The sequence below is a fragment of the Rhizobium sp. WW_1 genome (assembly GCF_003610155.1).
Classification (GTDB): Bacteria; Pseudomonadota; Alphaproteobacteria; order Rhizobiales; family Rhizobiaceae; genus Rhizobium; species Rhizobium tropici_A.
This window is the reverse complement of sequence record NZ_RAIN01000014.1, coordinates 139,671-155,378: the sequence shown is the minus strand read 5'-3', so window position 1 is coordinate 155,378 and position 15,708 is coordinate 139,671. Positions and strand designations below refer to the sequence as shown.

The 15,708-nt window shown below is 60.1% G+C and carries 16 protein-coding genes and 1 pseudogene; 12 read left to right on the top strand and 5 right to left on the bottom strand.

The genetic code is table 11. The features are described from left to right. Positions 1-128: pseudogene (locus tag BJ928_RS29735) on the bottom strand (S-(hydroxymethyl)glutathione dehydrogenase); the annotation flags it as partial. Positions 129-178: 50 nt separating this feature from the next. Continuing rightward, positions 179-1,012 (bottom strand): sugar phosphate isomerase/epimerase, encoded by an 834-nt coding sequence (locus tag BJ928_RS29730; protein WP_047634441.1) that lies wholly within the window; start codon positions 1,010-1,012, stop codon positions 179-181. 230 nt (positions 1,013-1,242) lie between these two features. On the opposite strand from BJ928_RS29730, the gene BJ928_RS29725 reads away from it, so the two are divergent. Then, positions 1,243-2,172 carry a sugar ABC transporter substrate-binding protein gene (locus BJ928_RS29725; protein WP_047634442.1) on the top strand — a complete coding sequence of 310 codons (930 nt, stop codon included), beginning with the start codon at positions 1,243-1,245 and terminating at the stop codon, positions 2,170-2,172. Positions 2,173-2,367: 195 nt separating this feature from the next. Further along, positions 2,368-3,402: a sterol desaturase family protein gene (locus BJ928_RS29720; RefSeq protein ID WP_047634443.1), complete on the top strand. Its 1,035-nt coding sequence runs from the start codon at positions 2,368-2,370 to the stop codon at positions 3,400-3,402. A gap of 180 nt (positions 3,403-3,582) precedes the next feature. On the opposite strand, the gene BJ928_RS29715 is transcribed toward BJ928_RS29720, so the two are convergent. After that, positions 3,583-4,620, bottom strand: coding sequence for a LacI family DNA-binding transcriptional regulator (locus tag BJ928_RS29715; protein ID WP_047634444.1), 1,038 nt, complete (start codon positions 4,618-4,620; stop codon positions 3,583-3,585). A 178-nt stretch (positions 4,621-4,798) separates the two neighbouring features. On the opposite strand from BJ928_RS29715, the gene BJ928_RS29710 reads away from it, so the two are divergent. The 5 genes from BJ928_RS29710 to BJ928_RS29690 all read left to right on the top strand — a co-directional run bounded on the left by BJ928_RS29710 (position 4,799) and on the right by BJ928_RS29690 (position 8,223). Next, positions 4,799-5,116: a MocE family 2Fe-2S type ferredoxin gene (locus BJ928_RS29710; RefSeq protein WP_047634593.1), complete on the top strand. Its 318-nt coding sequence runs from the start codon at positions 4,799-4,801 to the stop codon at positions 5,114-5,116. After that, a complete protein-coding gene (locus tag BJ928_RS29705) occupies positions 5,113-6,351 on the top strand; it encodes an FAD-dependent oxidoreductase (protein ID WP_047634445.1) in 1,239 nt (412 codons plus the stop codon). The genes BJ928_RS29710 and BJ928_RS29705 overlap by 4 nt, the downstream gene beginning before the upstream one ends. A gap of 242 nt (positions 6,352-6,593) precedes the next feature. Then, a complete protein-coding gene (locus BJ928_RS29700; RefSeq protein ID WP_047634446.1) occupies positions 6,594-6,827 on the top strand; it encodes a 4-oxalocrotonate tautomerase family protein in 234 nt (77 codons plus the stop codon). Between the two features lie 25 nt (positions 6,828-6,852). Beyond that, positions 6,853-7,230, top strand: a complete 378-nt coding sequence (locus tag BJ928_RS29695; protein ID WP_047634447.1) for a DUF2255 family protein — start codon at positions 6,853-6,855, stop codon at positions 7,228-7,230. 9 nt (positions 7,231-7,239) lie between these two features. Further along, on the top strand, positions 7,240-8,223 hold the full coding sequence (locus BJ928_RS29690) for an aldo/keto reductase (protein ID WP_047634448.1): 984 nt from the start codon (positions 7,240-7,242) through the stop codon (positions 8,221-8,223). Positions 8,224-8,239: 16 nt separating this feature from the next. On the opposite strand, the gene BJ928_RS29685 is transcribed toward BJ928_RS29690, so the two are convergent. Continuing rightward, positions 8,240-8,893: an HAD-IA family hydrolase gene (locus tag BJ928_RS29685; RefSeq protein WP_047634450.1), complete on the bottom strand. Its 654-nt coding sequence runs from the start codon at positions 8,891-8,893 to the stop codon at positions 8,240-8,242. Then, entirely contained in the window at positions 8,893-9,813 is a 921-nt protein-coding gene (locus BJ928_RS29680; RefSeq protein WP_047634451.1) for a sugar-binding domain-containing protein, read from the bottom strand. The genes BJ928_RS29685 and BJ928_RS29680 overlap by 1 nt, the downstream gene beginning before the upstream one ends. Positions 9,814-10,040: 227 nt before the next feature. Here BJ928_RS29680 and BJ928_RS29675 point away from each other — a divergent pair, with 227 nt between their 5' ends. The 5 genes from BJ928_RS29675 to BJ928_RS29655 all read left to right on the top strand — a co-directional run bounded on the left by BJ928_RS29675 (position 10,041) and on the right by BJ928_RS29655 (position 15,516). Then, positions 10,041-10,982, top strand: a complete 942-nt coding sequence (locus tag BJ928_RS29675) for a tagatose-bisphosphate aldolase (RefSeq protein ID WP_047634452.1) — start codon at positions 10,041-10,043, stop codon at positions 10,980-10,982. Then, on the top strand, positions 10,975-12,387 hold the full coding sequence (locus BJ928_RS29670) for an ROK family protein (protein WP_047634453.1): 1,413 nt from the start codon (positions 10,975-10,977) through the stop codon (positions 12,385-12,387). Before BJ928_RS29675 ends, BJ928_RS29670 begins: the two co-directional genes overlap by 8 nt. A gap of 227 nt (positions 12,388-12,614) precedes the next feature. Further along, positions 12,615-13,604 (top strand): substrate-binding domain-containing protein, encoded by a 990-nt coding sequence (locus BJ928_RS29665; RefSeq protein ID WP_047634456.1) that lies wholly within the window; start codon positions 12,615-12,617, stop codon positions 13,602-13,604. A 108-nt stretch (positions 13,605-13,712) separates the two neighbouring features. Further along, positions 13,713-14,777 carry a ribose ABC transporter gene (locus BJ928_RS29660; protein ID WP_047634458.1) on the top strand — a complete coding sequence of 355 codons (1,065 nt, stop codon included), beginning with the start codon at positions 13,713-13,715 and terminating at the stop codon, positions 14,775-14,777. Further along, entirely contained in the window at positions 14,770-15,516 is a 747-nt protein-coding gene (locus BJ928_RS29655; protein WP_047634459.1) for an ATP-binding cassette domain-containing protein, read from the top strand. The genes BJ928_RS29660 and BJ928_RS29655 overlap by 8 nt, the downstream gene beginning before the upstream one ends. Positions 15,517-15,708: the final 192 nt, after the last annotated feature.

Sequence of the window (15,708 nt, the reverse complement as noted above, 5' to 3'; positions counted from 1 at the left end):
TCGGTGTGGCAGATGCCGGTCGCCTTGACCTCGATCAGCACTTCGCCAGCGCGAGGCCCCTCAAGCTGAACCGTCATCACCTCAAGCGGCTTGCCTGCCTGAACCGCGACTGCTGCTCTTACGTCCATAGAAATTCCTCCAAAATCAATAGTCTATCACCGATATCTCGTTTGATTTGTTAGCTTGATATCTTGGCCCACAAATCGCGTATTTCCTGGCGCATCTGCAGGGATTCCTCCCAGCGGTCAGTGCTGTCCTCACCGTCCCTTCCGGTAATCGCATAGGGTTTCGGCCCCAATTCGCAGGTGAAGGCAAGCGTCGCGTCCTTGGCCGCACGCCTGCGCCAGCTTCTGAAGCCATAGTCCCACCAGTCGAGGAAAAGATCGACCCAGGGTCTGTGATGCGGGAAGGAAATCTCGATCTGGACTTGCTCGCGGGAGGCAACGCGGCCGTGGAAAGCCCATGAGCTGTCCAGTATCCGATGAATGAGCGCATGGTTTTCGTCGGATACCGGCCAGGCGAACTCCCGCCCGACGAGGAAGTGGGAGATGTCGCCGAGCAGCCGCAACTCCGGTAGCCGATCGAGCAGGTCGAGCGTGAAAAACAGATCCGTCGTCATCCGGTCGCGATGCGTCTCGATCCAGACATCGATGCCGGCCTCCTCCGCCAGCCGCTGCCAGCCTTCCAGCAGGGGGATGCAGTCCTCCAACCGTCGCAGCCGCACGTCGGGCTGCAGACAGATGTGATGGACATTGAATTCCGCGGCGACCTCCAGTGCCGGCTTCAGATCGTCGACCGTCTTAGGGAAGCATTGCCCCTCCGCTTGCAAGCCATGCTGCTTGAGCAGGCCCGCGATGCGCGCAACGACATTGCTGTCATACCAATGGGTACTGATGCCATCGAAGCCGTTGGCGGCGATCTTTTCGATATTTTCTTCCAGAGAAAGCTCCGGATGACGAGCACTGCGCCGCTCCATGGACCAGAGCGACTGGAATATGAGCAAGTTCTGCATCGTTCCTCCCCTACCTGTAGGCTGCTCAGATCATGAATTCGAAGTCTTTGCCAGCGGACCCGGTGATGGCTTTTGATCATCGGCGCGTTTCATTGCAAAGCGGATGTATTCGCTCGATCGCGGCCCGCCGGCATGATGGTTTTTCATCAAAATACTCCCGGACGCCGGTCGGCTCCATCGGTAACTCTTTCCAGGCGGCCGGGTGGGCCGCTGTTTCCTGGGAGGAGAACATGCTGAAGTTTTTGAGTGCAAGCGCGCTCGCGCTCGTGCTGTCGTCGCAGGCCCATGCCGCCGATCGGATCGGCGTTTCGATGGGTTACCTGACGACCAATTTCCAAACCCTGATCGCCAACGGCATGCAGGACTACGCCAAGACCAAGGGGCTCGATCTGCAGGTGGTGGATGCCGCAAACGACGTCAACAAGCAGCTTGACCAAGTCCGAAATTTCGCCGCCGGTGGCGTCTCCGCCATCATCGTCGACCCCGTGGATTCGGACGGCACGCCGGCAATCAGCAAGATTGCCGAGGAAGCTGGCATTCCGCTGATCTACGTCAACATCCAGCCGACCGATCTCTCCACGCTCGGCAAGAAGCAGGCCTTCGTCGGTTCGAACGAAACCGAATCCGGCACGCTGCAGACGAAAGAAGTCTGTCGCATGCTCGGCGGCAAGGGCGATATCGTCATCATGGTCGGCGACCTCAGCAGCCAGGCGGCACGCCAGCGGACGCAGGACGTGCATGATGTGCTGAAGACAGGAGACTGCAGGGGCATCAAGGTGGTACGCGAGCAGGTCGGCAACTGGAGCCGCGTGGACGGTGCCGATCTCGTTTCCAATTGGCTGACCTCGGGCCTATCCTTCGATGCCGTCATCGCCAACAATGACGAGATGGCGCTCGGTGCGATCTCCGCGATCAAGAATTCCGGCGGCTCGACTGACAAGACGATCGTTGCGGGCATCGATGCGACGCCGGATGCGCTGCAGGCGATGAAATCGGGCGATCTCAAGGTCACCGTCTTCCAGGACGCCAAGGCACAGGGGCGCGGCGCTGTCGATACCGCAATCAAGGCCGCCAAAGGCGAGCAGATCGACCGGGAAGTCTGGATACCCTTCAAGCTGGTGACGAAGGACAACATGGTCCAGTTCGAAAGCTTAAACTGAGAGGACCGGTATCGGCAACGATGAGCGCGACTGCCGGCGCATGGGAAGGAGAGGCTACCGGCCTCCCCTTCCCGCCCTGAGTTACCCGCCAGCGAACTTCCGCCGCCGTGAGCAAATTTCATCAAATCAATGCTGTCGTTTCGAGCCGGCGTCGCTGACACTGACCGCATCGTTTCATTCACCGGGAGGCCCATCATGGACGACACGCTCTACGGCACGCGCGACAAGCGCGGCGACTGGAAACCTAAAAAGCTTCTGCAATATCCGCCTGTCTTCATCTGGCCGGCCAAACCGATCGCATTCCTGAAATGGTTCTTCGGCTATCCGGGTTACCTGATGCCCTGGAATGTCGTCTATGCCGTCGTCGCGACGCTGCTGTGGCTCTATGCAACGCCGTCGATGGAGACGATGAAGACGTTGGCGCCGGGCTGGATCGCCTATCTTCTCTTGCGCAACGCCGCGCTGGTCTTCCTGTTTTTCGGCGCCTTTCACCTGCGTCTCTATATGCAGAAGAAGCAGGGCACGAGCTTCAAATACAACAGCAAGTGGCCGTCGAAGGATAATTCCGCCTTCCTCTTCAGCAACCAGACCGTCGACAACGTGATCTGGACCTTTGCGAGCGCCGTACCCTTCTGGACGGCTTTTGAGGTGATGACGCTCTGGGCTTTTGCAAACGGCATCATTCCCTATGTCGATTTCGCCAAACACCCGATCTATTGCGCGATCATCATGCTGCTGATCCCGGCCTTCCGCGATCTGCACTTCTACCTCGTGCATCGGCTGATCCACTGGCCACCGCTCTATCATACGGTCCACAAGCTGCATCACAACAACGTCAATCCCGGCCCGTGGTCAGGCCTCGCCATGCACCCGGTCGAGCATCTCTTGTATTTCTCAGGCGTTCTCATTCACTGGATCGTACCGTCCAATCCAATCCATGCGCTGTTCCATCTGACCCATACCGCGCTGGCACCCGCGCCGGGCCACGCCGGCTTCGACAAGATCGTCATCGGCGAAGAGGCCGGGATCGATACCCATGCCTATGACCACTACCTCCATCACAAGTTCTTCGAATGCAATTATGCCGACGGCGTTATCCCACTCGACCAGTGGTTCGGCACTTTTCATGATGGTTCGAAGGAGGCGGAGGATCGCATGAACAAGCGGTTCATGGAGCGCGCAAAGAAGTATGCGGAGAAGCAGGCTCGCCGCTCCGGCACGCCGGGCTAGAGCCCATGTAGGCCGGTGGAATTTTTCCGACAAACCCGTTGAATTCCACGGCTTGCCAAAGGCGTTGGATGCTCCATATGCGCTTTTAGGTTCTCCCCCCGCCGCCGGTCCCAACCGGCCGTTGATGGCGGGAAATGCCGGAGCCTGCGGCCCTCCTTCCGCAGGCTCCGGCTTTGTCGCTTACTGGTGACTGGACGCCGGACCAATATTCTCGGCAGTATAGGTCAGGAACGGAACCGGCTCCTGGCTAACAGGCACATCGATAATCCCCATTCGCGATAATATCGTATCCAGTGCGCGCCTTGCCTGGGTTTCAGGTGCCTGATCGAGAACGAGCGTCATCAACCCGGATGCGATGAACCTGCGTGTTTCGTCGTTGAGTTCGTGCGCTATCCAGACGCAATCGCTTTCCTCCTGTTGCTGAAGGCGCCGAAGCGCTGAGCCCACACCGAGATTGGCGCCGCCGGCGTTGTAGACGCCAACGATATCCGGACAGCGACGCAGCGCCTGCGTCATCATCTCGGCGGATTTCACATCGTCATCCCAGCCGAATACGACCTCCGAAAACTGCAGCGCGGAGCTGTGCTGAGAATTGAGATAATCGGAGAAACCACGAATGCGCTCCCTGTGGATCTGGTAGGCCCAGCTATGACAGATGGCGACGACGCTTCCCTTTGCGTGCCGGAGCATGCGTGACATGTAGAAGCCGGCGGTCCGGCCGGCGGCATAATTGTCGATGCCGACGAAGACGTCATCCCGGCCGGTCAGGTAGGAGACGATCTGGACGACCTCAACACCGGCGGCACGCGCCTCTCGCAAGCTCTCCCGAATTGCGGGATGGTCGATGGCCGCGACGATCAGGCCATGGCGGCGAATGTTGCTATTGGCCACATGCGCGGCAAATTTCTCGGGATCGCTCTCCTCGACGAAAGTGCGATGGATTGTAATAGAGCTGTCCAATGAGGCGGCAATCCGCTCGAAGGCGTGGTTGAGCCGGCTGAAGAACGGCGACTCCGGTCGAACCAGGATCACCTCGATACGGATCGTGCCGCGATAGAGCCTCGGGATGATGCCCTTGTAACCGAGTTGCTTGGCGGCCAGCACCACCTTCTCGGCCGTCCGCGGCTTTACGCTGCCGCGTTCGTTGAGAACGCGCTCGACCGTCGCGATGCCGACACCTGCGGCCGCCGCAATATCCACCAGGCGAGTCTTTTTCATTGGGCTCCTCCCTGATGAAAAATGATCATAATCGGCGTGGAAAGTGAAGGCCTATCTCGCGCATGCTTCAAACCAGTCGGGAGCGGAAAACGAAGCGCGATCAAGGCGCAACGCCAACTTGCTCCCGACATCCGATGATGGCTTCGCGCCTTGCAATGATTGGAATGAGGAGGAAGAAATGACGACTTGGGTTGATGCATGCGCTGCCGACGAAATCGATCAGGAGGATGTCGTCCGCTTTGATCACGCCGGAAAAACCTTTGCGATCTATCGCAGCCCTGACGACGAGTATTTCGCCACGGACGGACTTTGCACCCACGAGAAGATCCACCTGGCGGACGGTCTCGTCATGGGCGACACGATCGAGTGTCCGAAGCACAATGGCCGTTTCAGCTACAAGACTGGCGAAGCGCGCGGCGCGCCGGTCTGCATCAATCTGAGAACCTATCCGGTCAGAGTAGAAGGCGATCGCGTCATGATCGGGATAGGAGCATGAGCGGCAATGCGGGCGTCATCATCGTCGGTGCCGGCGAATGCGGCGCGCGCGCCGCTTTGAGCCTAAGGGAAAACGGCTACCGGCACGCAATCACCCTGATCGGCGACGAGGTCCATCTCCCCTATGAGCGGCCTCCCCTTTCCAAGCAGATTTTGCTCGATGTAACAGAGCCCAAACTGCCCGCCGTCCTCAGCGATAGCGTGCTGGCCAAGTATGCCATTCAGCATATCTGCGGCGCATCTGCTGATGCTATCGATGCTTCCGGAAAGCAGCTCATGCTCTCGGATGGCCGGGCGATGCCCTACGACAAATTGCTGCTGACGACCGGTGCGACGCCGAGACGATTGCCGAACGCACCCGCCAGCAGCAGGATACTTTATCTAAGGACGATCGAGGACGCGTTTGCACTCCGTTCGCTCATCCGAGCGGATATGCATGTGGGCGTGCTCGGTGGCGGTTTCATCGGCCTGGAGGTCGCCGCATCGGCCCGCAGCCGCGGAGCCAAGGTCACGGTCATCGAATTCCAGGAGCGTATTCTCAAGCGTGGCGTACCGGAGCCGATCGCCGAAGCGATCACGGCGCTGCATCAGCGCAATGGGGTCACCGTGAAATGCGGCGTAACGGTCCTCGGGATAGAAGCGAATGAATGGCGCGTCGATATTTCTCTCTCCGATGGAGATGAGATGTCGGCGGATGTGCTTGTTGTCGGGATCGGCGCGCAGCCGCGCACCGAGCTTGCCGCTCAGGCCGGTATTGCCATCGATAACGGCATAGCCGTCAATGAGTGCCTGGAGACGTCGGTTACTGATATCTATGCCGCCGGCGACTGCTGCTCCTTTCCCCATCCTCTTTACGGCGGCCGCCGGCTGCGCCTCGAAGCCTGGCGCAACGCGCAGGATCAGGGCATTCTCGCTGCGGCAAATCTGTCGGGCGCGGCGCAGAGCTATCAGGCCGTTCCCTATTTCTGGTCCGATCAGTTCGATCATACCCTGCAGATCGCCGGTCTTGTCGATGAAGGGTGTCTCGTCGTTCGGCGAGATCTTGGCGACGGCGCTTTTATCCTGTTTCACCTCGACGACGACCGACGGCTCGTCGCGGCAAGCGGTGTCGGTCCCGGCAACAAGATCGCGAAAGATATAAAGCTGAGTGAGTTGCTGATCGCCAGGCGGGTTACGCCGCCAATCGAAGCATTGACCGATGCGAACCTGAAATCTCTGTTGCCGCGTGCGGCATGAGAAGCATCCCTTGCGCCTTCGATAGCCTGTCGGGTCTCGGCAGGCTGTCTATGGCTGTCGCTTCGCCAATTCATGAGCACACGTCATAAGTGCTTGTAGCATTCGGGTGCTAATCTCGAAAACGGATCTTCCTACATTCCTTTCGCAGGTCCTGAAGGCCACGCAGGTAGTCTCGTCTTGCGCCGATGCGGTCTATCGCATTGCCGCCACCGGCAATCGCTTATCAATATAGGAGTAGAGTAATGCCCCATGTCATTTTGAAGATGGCCGCCGGTAGGACCGAAGCACAGAAGCAGGCCTTAGCGAAAAACCTGACCAAGGCCGTCATGGAAACGCTTGGTCTCGACGAAGACTCGGTTTCCGTCGCGATCGAGGATGTGCCGATGGCCGATTGGGCCGAGAGTGTCTACGTTCCCGATATTCAAGGCAGGCCGGAGACGATTTACAAGGCGCCCGGTTATAATCCGTTTCGGTAAGGAGCTGGCGGAAAGGATGACGCACATGGCGTGGCATAGCGAGGAACTCCTGCGCATCGCCGAAACCGATGACCTGCATATTTCACCCTTGCGTGACGACGGTGTAACCCATGGCACGCCGACCTGGATATGGTCGGTCGTGGTCGACGGCATTCTCTATGCTCGCGCTTACAACGGCACGGGCTCAAGCTGGTATCAGGCGGCGATCCGACAAAAAGCCGGGCGCATTCAGGCGGGCGGCATGACCAGGGATGTCCTGTTCGAACCCGTGGCGGAAGAAGCACACGTCAACGACAGGATCGATGCGGCATATCGTGCGAAATATGCCGGGAGTCCGTATCTGTCGTCGATGATCGGCAGAGGATCGCGCGCGGCCACGATCGCGATCATGGTCGCGAGCTAGGAGATGAGGATGGAAAAGCGGCTTCTCGGCAAAGCAGGTCTGGAAGTATCGGCACTTGGCCTCGGGTGCATGGGATATGGCGAAGCGGCTGACCGCGGCGCCATGATTTCCTTGATCCGCGGCGCGGCCGAACGCGGCGTGACTTTCTTCGACACGGCCGAGGCCTATGGGCCGTTCCGAAACGAGGAAGTCGTCGGGGAGGCTCTCGAGCCGTTTCGCGGCGAGGTGGTGATCGCGACGAAGTTCGGTTGGGACATTGATCCTGAGACGGGAGTTCACAAGGGCGGCGTCAACAGTCGCCCAGCGCAGATCAAGCGTGCAGTCGAAGGCATGCTCAAGCGGTTGCGGGTCGATTGCATAGACCTGCTCTATCAGCATCGTGTCGACCCGGATGTCCCGATGGAGGATGTGGCTGGCACGGTTCGTGACCTGATCCGGGAGGGAAAGGCAAGGCATTTCGGTCTCTCGGAAGCCGGCGTCGGTTCCATCCGTCGCGCCCATGCCGTGCAACCGGTTTCGGCCTTGCAGAGCGAATATTCGCTGTGGACGCGCGACCCGGAGCAAGACGTGATCCCACTGCTCGAAGAACTCGGGATAGGCTTTGTTCCTTTCAGTCCGCTGGGCAAGGGTTTCCTGACCGGTAAGATCGATGAGAATACGAAATTTGACAGCTCGGATTTCCGCAATCGCGTCCCGCGCTTTTCTGAGGACGCGCGTAGAGCCAACCAATTGCTTGTCGACAGATTGCGTGAGATCGCGGACCGAAAGGGTGCAAGCTCTGCGCAGATCGCCCTCGCCTGGCTGCTGGCACGCAAACCTTGGATCGTCCCCATTCCGGGAACGAGAAAACTCGAACGGCTGGACGAAAATCTCGGCGCGCTCTCGCTGCGGCTCGAAGAGGGTGAAATTGAAGAGATCAGCCAGGCATCTTCCAGCTTCAAGGTAGAAGGGGACCGCTACCCCGAAGAATTCATGAAACTGTCAGGGCGCTAAACGAGCACGCGCGACACTAGGCCGATAGGTGCAGGCGACCGTCTGCGTCGATGGTCGCAGCCAGACGATCATAATCCTCAACACTCGGATGCCGCGCCAAGAGCGGTGTTCGATGCGTCGCGCTGATGATCAATACGGAAGCACCTGCTGCTTCCGCTGCCTCTATTCCGGCAGATGCATCCTCAAAAACAAGACATTCCTCAATGGGTTGGGCCAACATCCTGGCACCTAACATGAAGCAATCTGGTGCCGGCTTGCCATGCTGGACATCTTCGCCGGCGATCAGAATTTTCGGCCAGGGAAGTCCGGCCGCCTCGAGGCGAACTTTGGCCAGTTCCCGAGGAGCCGAGGTGACGACCGCCCAACGATCCGGCGGCAGGCTCTTCAGAAACTTGTGTGCCCCGGCAATGGGCTCGACGCCTTCGACGTCATCAACTTCGGCCTGGGTCAACACCCTGACTTCTTCCGCGGGATCGATCCCCGACAGGCCGAGGCCAGTAATCGTCTCGATCGCCTTGCGGCCGTGGACGGTTGCCAGCAGGCTGACGGCATCGACGCCGCGCCTTTCTGCCCATGCGGTCCAGACCCGTTCGGCAACCGCGATCGAATTCAGAAGGGTTCCATCCATGTCGAACAGGAAGGCGCCGAAGGAACGGCCGTCAAAAAGCATCAGGACCGATTCTCCGCTTTCTGACCGGACGACAGGCGATCGAGTATGGCCTGTGCGGTATTGGCGTCGGTAACCAGGGCATTGATCATTCCCGACCGCGCCGCGCCGATGATACCGCTCGCCTTACCGGGAGTGGCGGCGACCGCGATGCAGAGCGGCACCTTGCGCAATTGCTCCGGAGAGGCGGCAATCATTCCCTCCTCACCATCCCAATGCAGGATCTCGCCCTCTTCGGTAATGTAATGGCGGAGCACGTCGCCGGTTGCGTGGCTCAGCGCCTTCTCTCCCGGCAGCGCCGCTTCGGAAGGGTTTGCCGCGTGCGTGAGGCCAACGCCGACGATTGCGGCATCGAGCTTGTCCCAAAGCGATGTCACCTGCTGCACTGTCGGGTCGCCGAGAAAGGCATTCCGGAGTTCCGCCGACGAGATGTAGGGCGCATGCAGAAAATGCGGTACGCCCCCCATCTGTGCGGCTGCCTGCCGAACGAATTCATTGATCTGGAAATGCGGCGCCGCTTGTTGCATGCCGCCATTCAGCGCGACGGTGACTATGCCCGGCAATTGCGGCAGCCCGGCCATTGTCACCTCGCGCACCGCCCGCCCCCAACCGATGCCCAGTGTCGAGCCGGAGCGCATGCCGGCCTGCTGCAAAAGCGTACCGACAGGCGCGGCCAGTGCGCTAAGCACGTTCGATGACGGCGTATCGATGACCGCGGCGGTGCGCAGCTTGAGCCGATCGATCAGCGCAGCACTCAGATCTTCGGCGGGGGACAGATCGATCACTTCGATCCGGACGATGCCGACTGCCCGCGCCCGCTGCAGCAATCGCGATACCGTCGCGGTGGATAGGCCAAGCTTCTTGGCGATGTCCACCTGCGACATGTCGGACTGGTAGTGCAATTTGGCGACGGTATGCAGCAATGCGCGATTTGCCGCAGCCTCCTGCGATTGAGACGAATTCAGATTGAAATTCCTTTCTGCAATGTGTTACACATGCGGCACTTGAGGAGTTATCGCTCAAAAAGGCCGGTTTCGCAACGTTTATACCGCGCATGAGAGTCCTCAATTTCAAGAGCAAAGCCCTCTTCGAGGAGTGGAGAAGGCATGGCTTCGGTGCGCCGTCTTGCAACGGCTGGAGGAAGGATCACATGACGAAGTTGACGACGGCTGAAATGCGCGGCTACCAGCAGATTTGCGGTAGCGACGGTGCCATGATGGTGATTGCCTGCGACCAGCGCGGCGGCATGCGCAGCCTTCTGGCCAAGGATCCGGCCGAACAGGCCGCGATCTCCGACAAGGTCCTGGGGGACACCAAGGCCGATATCGCCCGTTTCTTGGCAAGCAAGGCATCTTGCGTTCTCGTCGATCCAATCTGCGCCGTCCCCGCTCTTGTCGATGATCGCGTCCTTCAGCGCGACACCGCGCTGCTGATCGGCCTCGACGCCTCCGGTTGGGATACGTCGCCGGAAGGCTATCGTCTCTCGAAGCTCGTTCCCGGCATTTCCGCACGCCGCGTACGGCAGCTGGGCGCGACCGGCGGCAAGATCATGGTTTATCTGCGCTCCGACCGGGATGCAGCGAATGTCCATAACATTGAGATCCTCAAGCAATGCATCGAGGACTTCGCCCGCGAGGATCTTCTGCTCGTCGTCGAATTCCTGACCTATAGATTCGAGGATGAGGACGAAGCCGCATATAAAGCCAGTTTGCCGTCCCTGATCGTCGGCGGCAGCAAGATCTGCCTCGATCTGGGCGCGAAAGTCTTGAAGATCCCCTATCCGGGATCGTCGCAAGCCTGTGCGCAGGTCACCCGCCTTGCTGGTGAGGTGCCATGGGCGGTTCTTTCCGCCGGGGTCGACCACTCAACCTTCCTGACGCAGGTCGAGGATGCCATGCGCAACGGTGCCTCGGGCGTCATTGCCGGCCGTTCGCTATGGAAGGATTGCATCTCGCTCGACCGGTCCGTGACGAAGGATCGGCTCGAGTCGGTTGCTGTTCCAAGACTGCGTGAAATCCAGGCTGTCATTGCGACGCATTTCAAGGGCACGGGCTCGCATGGTGCTGACCATGGGCAGCGCGCCAATGGCTGACGCCGCCGTCGGGGTCGATATCGGGGGCACGAATATTCGCGCTGCGCTCATCTCGGCGAAGGGCGAAATTCTTGCAAAGCTATCGGAACGCACGCCAACTGATCCCCTGCTTGTATTGGAGCGCGTCATAGCGCTGGCGCGCGAGCTTGATGCACCGGAGGTCCTGGGGATCGGCGTCGGCATACCCGGGCGGGTCGATGTCGCCAGCCGCGAAATCCTGTCCGGCGGCATTATCAACCTCGCAGGCCTCGACTTCGTCAAGCGGCTGGAATCGGCTCTCGGAAAGCCTGTCGTCATCGAAAATGATTGCAGTATGGCGCTGATTGCCGAGATGAAGACCGGTGGCGCCAAGGGCTACCGGAATGTCGCGATGCTGACGATCGGAACCGGCATTGGCGGTGCCGTCGCCCATGCCGGCCGCATCTATCACGGGCATAGGACGGCAGGGCAGCTCGGCCATATCTGCGTTTCCTCCGATGGCCCACCCTGCCCCTGCGGGAGGCGCGGCTGCGTCGAAACCTTCAGCTCCGGAACCGCGCTGCGCCGGCACATCGCCGAAGCCGGATTGCCGGCGACGACGATTCGAGACGTCTTGGACATGGCGGCCGAGGGAAACGAGGCGGCGGTGTGCGTCCTGCGGCAATGGGCCATGCCCCTGCGCATCGCGCTCGACAACATCGCAGCGACGATGGACCCGGAAATCATCCTGCTCGGCGGCGGGCTGGGCTGCGACGCGGCGCGCGCCCTTGCCGACTTGCCGGCGGCCGCGCCCTGGTTTTGCCCGCCAATACTGCCGGCAAAACTTGCCGACGATGCCGGCGTGATCGGCGCGGGACTTTCGATTTTCGACGCCCATGTCTCATCGCAGGGAAAGCGGGTCGTCCTGGTGAATGGCGTGCCGGCTTCCGGCAAGAGCCGGCTCGCCAAAGCCCTGTCTCAACGAGCAGGCTGGCCGATCTTGTCGCTCGACGGCATCAAGAACCCTTTCCTGCAACATATCGGCCCGGTCGATCGCGACTTTAACCGGACGCTCGGAAAGGCGAGCTACCAGGCGATCTGGTCCTTTATTGCTGAGGCGCCGGCCGGCTCGACTTTCATCATCGATGCCTGGTTCGGCTTTCAGCCGAAGGCGCAGCTCGAAGCCTATATCGATGCGGCGAAGATCGAGCATGTCGCCGAGCTCTGGTGCAAGGTGCCGGGGTCGGTTGCCGGCGAGCGTTATGCCAGCCGGCTCGAGGATCGATTACCAGGACATCCGGGCGCCGAATACGTGCCGGAACTGATCGCGCTCGCCGATCGGGCTGAGCCGATGGGGTGCGGCGCCGTGATGACGGTCGACCAGACGCAGGAGCCTGATATTGAGGCTGTCTTGAGTTGGCTTTCGCACGTCTTCGACGGCGAATGATGGAAGCGTCGGCAAGGCTGGCGGTGCTTATGCGAAATGGTCGAGAACCGCCTTGCGACGCTATGTCCGAGGCGGATCACAATGTCGCGCACATGTGAGGCTTTTCCAATCAAATCAAACGGATAATAGAAATTCATTGCAGAAAAAAATTACTTGACGTGCCGAATTAACCCACTGATTATCGCTATGCCGGACAGGGGAGGTTCGGCTTCAAGAGGAGGAAAATCATGGAGCGCCGCTCATTTCTAAAGGCTACGGCCGTGGCATCGCTCGCGACCGGTGTTGCGGCAGTTGCCGGCAACACCAAAGCCGCAGACAAGAAGTTCACGATTGCCCTTATTCCGGGCCTGACGACCGATAATTTCTACATCACCATGCATAAGGGTGCCGAAGCGGCTGCCAAGGCTGTCGGTGCCGAGCTCGTCTGGCAGGGCGGCCCCGATTTCAACCCGGTCACCCAGGTTCCGGTTCTGGATGCGGTGATCGCCAAGAAGCCCGATTTCATTCTGATCGCGCCGACCGACAAGGATCAGTTGATCCAGCCTCTGAAAAAGGCCAATGATGCCGGCATTCCGATCATCACGGTCGATACCTTCATCGGCAACGGCGTTTATCAGACGGGCAACGGCGATGCCGACTTCCCGCTGTCCTACATCGCCTCGGACAATCTGCTCGGCGGCGCTATTGCCGCCCGCGCCCTGGCGAAGGCCGTCGGCGAAAAGGGCAAGGTCTACGTCTCCAACGTTAAGCCCGGCGTATCGACCACCGACCAGCGCGAGCAGGGCTTCAAGGAGGAGATGAAGAAATATCCGAACATCACCGTTCTGGAGACGCAGTATAACGACGACGACGCCAACAAGGCAGCGTCGCAGCTGCAGGCGGTCTACGCCCGCAACTCCGATCTCGACGGTGTTTTCGGCGCGAACCTCTTCTCCGCGCTCGGTGCAGCCAATGGCGTGCAGCAGGCCGGCCAGACGGGCAAGATCCGCGTCGTCGCCTTCGATGCGCCGACATCCATCGTCGACAGCATCAATTCCGGCCTCGTCGACCTCGCGATCGCGCAGCACCCGGCCGAAATCGGCTATTTCGGCGTTATGGCGGCCTACGCGCATCTGACCGGTAATTCGATCCCGACAGCAATCGGCACCGGCTTCACGGTCATCGACAAGTCGAACGTGACAGACAAGAAGATCGCCAAATTTATCTACTCCGATTGACGCGGAGATAGTCTGTGCCTCGCTGGATTGGCGAGGCACATTATCCAACGATGATAGAGCGATGGCGTTCGATCTTCGCGCCACTAACGCTCCAGTTTGGACCGATCAATGACCATCGACAATGCAGAGGTCCGCAAGACGGATCAGCACGTGGCGCCTCAGGCCGACCACGGCGACGACGCAAAAACCATCCTTAACCGCATCGCGCAATTGCGCGCATGGCTCTTTCTTGCCGCACTCATCGTGACTTTCGAGATCTGGGCGCGGATCGACTTCGGCGGCACCTTCGTCGGCTCAAGCTTCAATTGGCAGTCCGTGGCGATCTTCGCGGTGGCGCCGCTACTGCTGGCGATCGGGCAGACCTTCGTCATCATTTCGGGCGGCATCGACCTGTCGACCGGCTTCATCATGGGACTTGCTGCGGTTGTCGCCGCGCATGTCGCCAATATTGCCGGCCTCTACATGCCCCTGCCCGCGGCAATGGTCTTCGGCATTCTTGTCGCCATGCTGGCAGCCGCGGTTCCCGGCTTCATCAACGGCCTGCTGATCTCCCGTCTCAAGGTTCCGCCCTTCATCGGCACGCTCGGCATGTTCGGCGTTGCGCGCGGCACGGCCTTTCTGCTTGCCGGCGGCACGACGGTGCCGGTCAAGAACTCATATTTCGCCGAACTCGGCAACGGACGGTTCTTCGGCGTGCCTTATCTTGTCATCGTCACGCTCGTCTTTGTGCTCATCATGCACTACCTGCTCAGCCAGACACGCTTCGGCCAGCATAATTACGCCATCGGCGCCAATGCGCAGGCGGCCCGCCGCGCCGGCATAGACATCAAGTCCCATCTGCTGCGCCTCTATATGCTCTCCGCCGTTTGCGCGGGGCTCGGCGGCGCGCTCTACGCCGCCCGCTTCACGGCCGGTGCGGCGCAGGCGGGCGAGCCGCTGCTGCTCGACAGCGTGGCCGCGGTCGTGATCGGCGGTGCGAGCCTGTTCGGCGGATCGGGTACGATCATCGGTACCGTCGCCGGCGCTCTCGTTATTGCCGTTATCCAGTACGGCCTTGTCTTCATGAATGTGGAGCCGTTCTGGCAGTTCATCGCCGTCGGCGTCGTCATCATCATTTCGGTGCTCATCGACCAGGCGCAGCGCCGGTTCAGCGGAGCGAAACAGGATGAATAGCGTCACCCCCCTCCTCGAGGTCCGCAATCTCTCGCGCTATTTCGGCGCCGTGCGTGCCCTCGACAATTGCTCCATGGTCGTGCGGCCCGGCGAAGTCGTGGCCCTTGCCGGCGATAACGGCGCTGGCAAGACCACGATGATCAAGGCGATCTCCGGCGTCTATCCGCCGACTGCGGGCGAAATCCTGATCGAGGGCAAGCCCGTTACCTTCTCCTCACCGCAAGATGCGCGCGAGAAGGGTATCGAGACGATCTACCAGGATCTCGCGCTTGCCGACAACTTGCCGATCGGCGCCAATATCTTCCTCGGCCGCGAGCCGATGAAGAAGCTCTTCGGCTTCCTGCCGGTCCTCGATCGCAAGGCCATGGCGGAAGCGGCGCGCAAAACGATGGCCGAGCTTGACTTCCACGTGAAGCGGCTCGATGCGCCCGTCAGTAATTTCTCCGGCGGACAACGCCAGGCGGTTGCGATCGGACGCGCGGTTTACTGGAATGCCCGTATTCTGGTCATGGACGAGCCGACCGCCGCACTTGGCGTGCCAGAGCAGCGCAAGGTCGTGGCGTTGATCAAGTCCTTGAAGGCGCAAGGGCGTGGCGTCATCTTCATCTCGCATAATCTGCAGGATATCTTCGCCGTATCCGACCGCATCGTCGTCTTGCGCCGCGGGATTGTCGCGGGAGAGCGCAACATCGCCGACACCAATCACGAGGAAGTCGTAAGGCTGATGATCGGCGGCTAATGCCGTCGCCAAGCCGGCGTTTGAGGCAAACAGGAAGCGGCAATGGCGGTGACGCGCGATTGCCGCTTCCTATATTGCAAATGGGGTTGACGTCCGCATCGCATGCGGGGCCATATCGTGGAACTCAGCCCAGTGGTTGAACCTGGTTTCCTTCACTGGAATTGCCTTCCCTTCCTTCTCATCGAATATTGC